Origin of the sequence: uncultured Planktosalinus sp. (genome assembly GCF_963973675.1) — a bacterium.
Taxonomy (GTDB): domain Bacteria; phylum Bacteroidota; class Bacteroidia; order Flavobacteriales; family Flavobacteriaceae; genus Planktosalinus.
Window position 1 is genome coordinate 1 of record NZ_CAXBAN010000202.1, and the last position, 4816, is coordinate 4816.

Sequence of the window (4816 nt, forward strand, 5' to 3'; positions counted from 1 at the left end):
ACTGTTTAAGCCAGTTGTAAGAAATTTTCATAGTACTATTCTAAAATAAAAAAATGAGCGGGGCAAAGATAACAAACCCTGTGGGTTTAGTAAAGTTTTAAACCCTCAAAAAAGCGGTAATATTAAAACTCTACAGCGGTTAAAAATTCGATAGTGATTTTATGATTGATTTTTTCTTCTATTTGTTTTTTTATTTCTTCAAGTTTCTCATCAGGCAGGGTTTTGGGAGCAATTATTTTTAATGAAACAGTGGGAATTTCTCCATAGCGTACTCTGACATCCCTAAGGGTTATTTCATTAAATTGAGTCCCTTCAAGAGCCCGAGTGATTTCAGCTTCCTGTTTAATTCTATAAAAAGAAAACGTGAGCGGCACACAAACTGCCAATACAATTAAAAGCGAGTATATAAGTCCTTTTTTAGCGGTTTTGAAAGGTGCAAACCCTAGCAAAAGAAAAGTGAGTCCGCCAAACATTATAATTCCGGCCAAGTTTGTTAAATACAGTAAAAACGCTCCTGAAAAAACACTCCAATCCATCCATCCTATACCTATACCGGCTACAACCAGTGGTGGTACAAGAGCGACTGCAATTGCAACGCCTGCAAGACTTTTAGCAATGCCTTCTTTGGCGTGAGCAAAAGCGGCGGCAATTCCGGAAGCAACTGCTATACCAAGGTCTAATAAAGTTGGGGTTAGCCGAGCTGCTATTTCAGCAGTTTCAATTTTTAAAGGAATGATGACACTTACAAAAGCAGCAAAAAAGAGTGAGGCTAGTGTTCCCCAGGTAATAGTTTTAAAACTAGTTTTTAAAAGCACAACATCATACCGGATGAGTCCCATTGAGAAAGAGACAATTGGTGAGATTAGCGGAGCCAATATCATGGCGCCAATTATTACCGGAGCTGAGTCTGCATACAATCCAAAGGCGGTAATTAAGGTTGATAAGATCATCATCACCAAATAGGAGTTGGTGAGTTTAGCATTGTCTTTGAGAACTACAAAAAGTTCTTTGAATTCTTCATAGGTAGCTCTTCGCAGCCAAGGTAGCCTTCTTTTTATTAGCTCATTTTTATTTTCTCCTTTAGGTAAATTTGAAATGAGTAAAGAATTTTTCTGGGGTTGTTCAGTTTTAACTTCTTTAGTTCGCATGGGGTGTGCCATTGTCAGGCACTGAAAATCAACTTTAAAATTGAGTTCATCTGCTTCATACTTTTCACCGTCAATCGTGTAGTCTATTTTGGAAGTGCTTTTTATGACTGCTGTTTGTATTTTCATTAATCCAATAAATGCCGGGCGGTTTTTAGAAACTAAAAAATCAGGCAGTACACTTTTAAAAAAATACCATATTAACTCCCATATAAATTGGGGTGAAAGAATAAGTAAATGCAGTAAACCATCATTGCTTACATTTGTTTTTACAGATTTTTTAGCCAGCAAAGAGCTGTTGGAATGTTCTACGGCAATCAACCCCAGGGCAGAGGTTTCGATAATTTTTTCATCTTCAATAAAAATACTGAAAGGTTTGTGTTTGAGGGCTCTTAATTTTCTAATTTGTTTTAAGAATCGAAATAACTGACCAAAGAACCCTTTTCTTTTTCCTTCATCAATAAGTTCAAAAACTTCACCTACATTGACTGACTGAAATACCAATTTATCATTGCAATACATTAAATCTACCTGATGGGTGGTGTCACTTTCAATGATCTCGCTCAATACATCTTCGATATTTCCGGGAATACCTAATCCAGAAGTTATGTAATTCATTTTAGGATGGGGAAGAATGCCCAGTTGCCATTTTCCTTTTGAGGCTTCAGATAAATATGGTCTTAAACATTCATCATTAAGATAAGTGAGAACAATATCATTTTCAGAAAATTTCAGTTTATTTTTTTCTTCATACAGCACTTTTTCAAATTTGATATTCTTTAAAAGGGGTTCAATATCGCTTTCAACGAATTCGAAATCATCATTCTGATACAGGAGATAGTACATGTACTGTTTTTTGTAAAGTTAGTGGTTTAAGAAATATAATTCCAAATATTTTTATAACGGGTTATTTTTGTAAAGGTGTTTTTAATTTGAATATGTTCCGGAAACTTTAAAGAGGGGTCTTTTTTAAGAACTTCCCAAGCAAAACTACGTGCAATTTTTAATACATCACCATCTTTTACTATATCAGCAATTTTAAGTTGTAAAACGCCACTTTGTTGCGTTCCCATAATGTCTCCCGGCCCTCTGAGTTTTAAGTCCACTTCAGCAATTTCAAAGCCGTCGTTTGTTCTCACCATTGTTTCTAACCTGGTTTTTGCTTCTTTTGAAAGTTTGAAAGAGGTCATCAATATACAATAACTTTGTTCAGCACCTCTGCCTACGCGACCTCTTAACTGATGTAGTTGAGAGAGGCCAAACCGCTCTGCACTTTCGATAATCATAACGCTGGCATTTGGAACATTGACGCCAACTTCAATTACAGTTGTGGCTACCATTATTTGAGTTTCACCTTTTAGAAAGCGCTGCATTTCATATTCTTTATCATTTGCTTTCATTTGTCCGTGTACTATGGAAATTTGATAGTTTGGCATTGGAAATTCTCTCACGATGCTTTCATATCCATCCATTAAGTCTTTGTAGTCCATTTTTTCGCTTTCCTGAATAAGCGGATATACGATGTATATTTGTCTGCCTTTTGCAATTTCATCTCTAATAAATTTAAAGACTTTCAACCGGTTTGAATCATATCGGTGCACGGTTTTTATCTCTTTTCTTCCAGGGGGTAATTCGTCAATAACAGAGATATCAAGATCGCCATATACGCTCATGGCAAGTGTGCGAGGAATTGGGGTAGCAGTCATCACTAAAATGTGGGGGGGCAACTTATTTTTTTTCCACATTTTTGCACGTTGTTTTACTCCAAATCTGTGTTGCTCATCGATGACTGCAAGTCCTAAATTTTTAAATTCCACCTTGTCTTCAATGAGTGCATGGGTCCCGATAAGGATGTTTAAACTTCCATTTTCAAGGTTTTGATGAATCTTTTTTCTTTCTAAAGTTTTAGTTGAACCTGTAAGCAATGAAATACTGATATTAAGACTTTTACACAACTCAAAAATACTATTGTAGTGTTGTACTGACAAAATTTCAGTCGGCGCCATTAAACAGGCTTGGAAACCGTTGTCAAGTGCTATTAACATAGACATGAGCGCAACAATTGTTTTGCCTGAACCTACATCTCCCTGCAAAAGCCGGTTCATTTGAGCATTACTTCCCAAATCGTTTCTGATTTCTTTGATTACCCGTTTTTGAGCATTGGTTAAATCAAAGGGTAAATGTGCATTATAAAACTCGTTGAAAAGGGATCCCACTTTTTCAAAAGGATAGCCTTTAATTTTGTGTTTGTGAATTAAGTTTTTTCGAATTAATTGTAATTGGATATAAAATAACTCTTCAAACTTTAGACGGTATTGTGCTTTTGCCAGAAGCTCCTGACTTTTCGGAAAATGGATGTTAAAAAGAGCATGGTTTTTTGGCAGTAAATTGAGTTGCTCAATGATAGTAGTTGAGAGTGTTTCTGCAAAGGTGTTTTTGGATTCCAAAAACAACTGTTGCATCAATTTGTTGATGGTTCTGTTTGTGATTCCGCTATTGGATAATTTTTCAGTTGAGGGATAAACCGGTTGCATGGCACTTCGTAATCCTTTTTCGTGTTCATTTAAAAGTTCCATTTCAGGATGCGGCATGGAGAAGGTTCCATTGAACCAATTGTTTTTTCCAAAAATCACATACGGTTCATTGATTTTTAAATTCTCTTTTATCCACTTGTGTCCACGGAACCACACCAGTTCCATAGTTCCGGTGCCATCTGTAAATGAGGCAACCAAACGCTTTCCTCTTTTTTGTTCAATGGTTTTGATATGAATTATTTTTCCAATGATTTGAACTTCTGCATTGCTTTGTTTCAATTCATTGATTTTGTAGTACCGGGTTTTATCAATGTATCTGTTGGGAAAAAAATGAAGTAAATCCTGATAGGTATGAATGCCTATTTCTTTCCTGAGTAAATCAGCTCGATTGGGTCCCACTCCTTTTAGGTAATCGATGGGAGTTTGTAGAAAATTTGCATTCATTTTACTAAATTAATTCTTTCGTAAGGAACCTAAAAGAGAAAATTCAATTAAAGTTTTTAATTCGATTAAAAAAAACAGTTATTTTGTTTTATGGTTTACTTTAACTTTTTCACTTTTCGGATTTTAGTTGTATTCATTGTTTTCGTAAACATTGAGTTGAGTAGGGCACAACAGTTGGAAGTTGTTGATTTTTTACAAATTACCGGTGACATTGAGCTTTTACCTACAGAGAAAAAAATAGTTGTCACTGCACAGTATCAATTTCACATCTTAAAAAAAACCGATTCAGTATTTCTCGACGCAAAAAATATTCAATTAAGGGGTGCCTCGAATTCCAAATCACCAATAGAAATAAAGCAAACGACCGATAAAATATGGTTCATCAATTCTTTTAAAGGGGGAAGAACTTATTCAATTTCGATTCAATATGAGGCACAGCCCCAACAGACCCTGTATTTTTTTGAAGACCAAATTTGGACGCAGGGCCAGGGAAAAGAAACCTCACATTGGCTGCCTTCAATTGATGATGTGAATGATAAAATTGTATTTAATCTGAATGTGACGGCGCCTAAAAAATATACCGTTTTGGCCAATGGTGTATGTATTCAGATTGAAGAAAAAAATCAAGGGGCACAAGGAGGTACGAAGGTATGGAGTTACAAAATGTCACAACCGATGAGTAGTTATTTGCTC

General features: G+C 35.7%; 2 protein-coding genes and 1 pseudogene. 1 reads left to right on the forward strand and 2 read right to left on the reverse strand.

The window, feature by feature from the left end; translation table 11 throughout:
- Nucleotides 1–122 precede the first annotated feature (122 nt).
- Complete coding sequence (locus AACY61_RS08785) at nt 123–1991, reverse strand: TIGR00341 family protein (protein WP_339611203.1); 1869 nt, start codon at nt 1989–1991, stop codon at nt 123–125.
- A gap of 26 nt (nt 1992–2017) precedes the next feature.
- On the reverse strand, nt 2018–4123 hold the full coding sequence (gene recG, locus AACY61_RS08790) for an ATP-dependent DNA helicase RecG (protein WP_339611204.1): 2106 nt from the start codon (nt 4121–4123) through the stop codon (nt 2018–2020).
- 156 nt (nt 4124–4279) lie between these two features.
- Here recG and AACY61_RS08795 point away from each other — a divergent pair.
- A pseudogene (locus tag AACY61_RS08795) lies at nt 4280–4816 on the forward strand (M1 family peptidase); the annotation flags it as partial.

What these genes read in the sequence shown, in the direction of transcription:
- recG (WP_339611204.1), bottom strand. Translation starts at nt 4,123, where the DNA reads ATGAATGCAAATTTTCTACAAACTCCCATCGATTACCTAAAAGGAGTG.
- AACY61_RS08785 (WP_339611203.1), bottom strand. Translation starts at nt 1,991, where the DNA reads ATGTACTATCTCCTGTATCAGAATGATGATTTCGAATTCGTTGAAAGC.